The 2810-nt window shown below is 28.6% G+C and carries 4 protein-coding genes; all 4 read right to left on the bottom strand.

The window, feature by feature from the left end; translation table 11 throughout:
• Positions 1–212: 212 nt before the first annotated feature.
• Complete coding sequence (locus IM532_RS13530) at positions 213–638, bottom strand: hypothetical protein (protein WP_194184025.1); 426 nt, start codon at positions 636–638, stop codon at positions 213–215.
• A gap of 216 nt (positions 639–854) precedes the next feature.
• Positions 855–1238, bottom strand: a complete 384-nt coding sequence (locus IM532_RS13535) for a hypothetical protein (RefSeq protein ID WP_194184026.1) — start codon at positions 1236–1238, stop codon at positions 855–857.
• 214 nt (positions 1239–1452) lie between these two features.
• Complete coding sequence (locus tag IM532_RS13540; protein ID WP_194184027.1) at positions 1453–2346, bottom strand: hypothetical protein; 894 nt, start codon at positions 2344–2346, stop codon at positions 1453–1455.
• A 214-nt stretch (positions 2347–2560) separates the two neighbouring features.
• Positions 2561–2810: hypothetical protein (locus IM532_RS13545; RefSeq protein ID WP_194184028.1), on the bottom strand; the 250-nt coding region annotated here is incomplete at its 5' end.

Here is a 2810-nt window from a genome sequence, read left to right on the forward strand (position 1 = left end):
AGAAAAGTAATGGTTATTGTCGTGCATTATATGATCGATTAGTAGAGAAAGGAAAGAACAAAAAAGCAGCGTTAATCGCTGTGTGCAATAAGCTGCTTAAATTGGTATTTGGAGTGGTAAAAAATAAAACATTTTACCATGAAAATTTTGTTGTAAAAATTGCTTAAAAAACTTGGTTTTTTACACAGTTCATGTTAGTGGCAGTTTTTTTATTATTGAGTTTGATATTCGTAGAAATCTTTAGCACTATCAATAGTATTCTGATCAGCTAAAGGATGCGTAATACAGCTGTTTAATATTTGAATTAATTTTCTCTTATAACTTTCTTCCTGCCCATTAATAATTCTATTAAGCATCCAAACTGTCATTTGAGTTGGGTGTTTCTCTAAAGATTGTATTAGAAACTCTTCATAATAACCTTTAAATGTTTCAATAGTATGGACAGGTTCTCCAGGTGTTCCAAATTCAATTTCTGGATGTCTTTCTAATAAGTTAATCATAGCTTCACAAGCAAGATGACCATCAGAATTTTGTCTTAAATAATTTGTTAGTTCATCAACTACTTCTAAATTATCATAATCTTCTGAATTAACTATTGTTAGTTTATTTAACTTATCAATTATTATGGATGTTGTCATTAAATTTTATAGGTAGAGATTTAAAAAATTGCCACTAACGAGCCGAGTATTTGCGAAGAACGGGAGAGAAATTGAACGAAGTTCAATTTCGTGCGTTCAAGCAAATTGCTCTTTTCTGAAACTAAATTAGTGTATTGTTTTAAGAAAAGCAATTTTGCGAGCGGAAAAGAATGGGATGAAAGTTTACTTTCAGCCCGTTTTTCGCGAAATACTTTGTTAGCTGTAGTCTTTTTTTACGAATTTTTTCCAATTATTTTCAAATACATCTTTATCTATTTCATAAACTTCAAAACCATTTTTGAAATCTTCCAATTTTAAATTATTATCTGTCCAAAAACCATAATTATTTTTGTACGGCATAATCATTATTGGTTCATTTAAATTATTCATTCCAATTTCACGCACAGGAATATTTTCATTGTCAAATTCAATTAACCATATGTTGGTTTCAAGAATTTTATCTTCAAAATCTGGATTTGCGAGCGGAATAATTTTTCTTGAAATTTTTTTCAATAATTTCAGAAATTTATTTGGCTTATTCTTTTCTACATTTTGATTATTATCTAGTATTATTTTTAAATATGTTGGATTTTGCAGCATTTTGGTAAAGATTACAGCTAACGAGCCGAGTATTTGCGAAGAACGGGAGAGAATTTGAGCGAAAGCTCAAGTTCGTACGTTCAAGCAAATTGCTCTTTTCTGAAACTAATTTAAGATGAAGTTTTTAGAAAAGCAATTTTGCGAGTGGAAAAAGATGTGCTGAAAGTTTACTTTCAGCCCGGTTTTTGCAAATACTATGTTAGCGGAAGTGTCTTTATTTTGTCCAATTTTTTATTTTCCCGTTCTCTTCTTGCCAAATTTCAATATATATATCCTCCGAAATTGGTTTTCCTTTATCTTTTAAAATATCAAATTGCATTTTTCGTAAAGCATTTTTTATTTTATTAATACAATAATTATATTCATCTTTTTCAAAATATTCTTCGAGTTCTTTTTCTGTATATGTCATTCTAACTTTTGAAATTTTTCCAGTTTCATCAATTGTCACCAAATATTTTTCAGAACAATCGAAGTCTTTATTCCATATTTCAGATTTTAATTCTTTAAATATTTTGTCAGAAATTAAAGCTTTATTTTCACGATTTACGCCATTTGGAACTATTTCATAATTATGAAACTTTTCTTGATTTGTGAGTTCTCCATTATTAAATTTTATAACAGTTTCATATTCAAAAATTCTATAAAAAACTCCATCCCAACGAATTTGTTTGTTATTCTTTATTTTTAAAGGGAAATTGATTTCTCCTGAAAACCAATCAACAAAAACTCCATTTGAATCACTATTTTCACTAAAAATTTCTTTGATCTTTTTTTTCGACTCTTCTAAATTAATTCTTGATTTACTATTTAACTCTCCGCAAGAAATTATGTTTGTTAAATAGAGTTTATCATTAATTATTTTGTAAATAGCTTGATAACCTCGCCAGCAATTTGTTGAAACTCCAAAGTTTTCAGAACTTCTAAAGCTTAACCCAAAAAGTTTATCTTCATTTGGATTTTTCTTCTGTAAATATTGTTCTAAAATTAGATTATAAGTTGGAATTGTATCATTTTCTATTACTATATAATCTGGCATTTGTGGACTTGCAAAAATGTTAATTGCAAATAGAAGAAAAATTGAGGTTAAAATTTTATGCAGTATTTTCATTTGACATTTCCGCTAACGGGCCGCGGCTTGGCGAAGTGCGGGCTTGAATTGAGTGAAAGTTCAATTCAGACCGAAACGTAGCCAAAGCTGTGAGCCTTTTGGTAAATTTAATAAAAAAACAAAAGCAAACAGCTTTTGGCGGATAAAAAGGCGAGAAGTTCAATTTTGCACTTAACCCCGCATTTTGCCAAGCCGATGTTATCGGCAGTATGAATTATTCCATTTCATAACCCAATTCTTTTAGAAACTTATATTTTTGAGGTATTTCTTGTACTCTTTCATCTGACAATAGTTCATTTGTAAATGATTCATACACTTTATATGAACCATTATTTCCACATATTCTTACAGATTGATTTTTATCTTTTAATTGTTTAATTTTTTTACGTATAAAATCATCTAATAAATATTCATATAAATAAGAATACTTGTCTTTTTCATCTCCTCTTTTCTGAAATTCTTGA

Source organism: Faecalibacter rhinopitheci, from assembly GCF_015234135.1.
Lineage (GTDB): Bacteria > Bacteroidota > Bacteroidia > Flavobacteriales > Weeksellaceae > Empedobacter > Empedobacter rhinopitheci.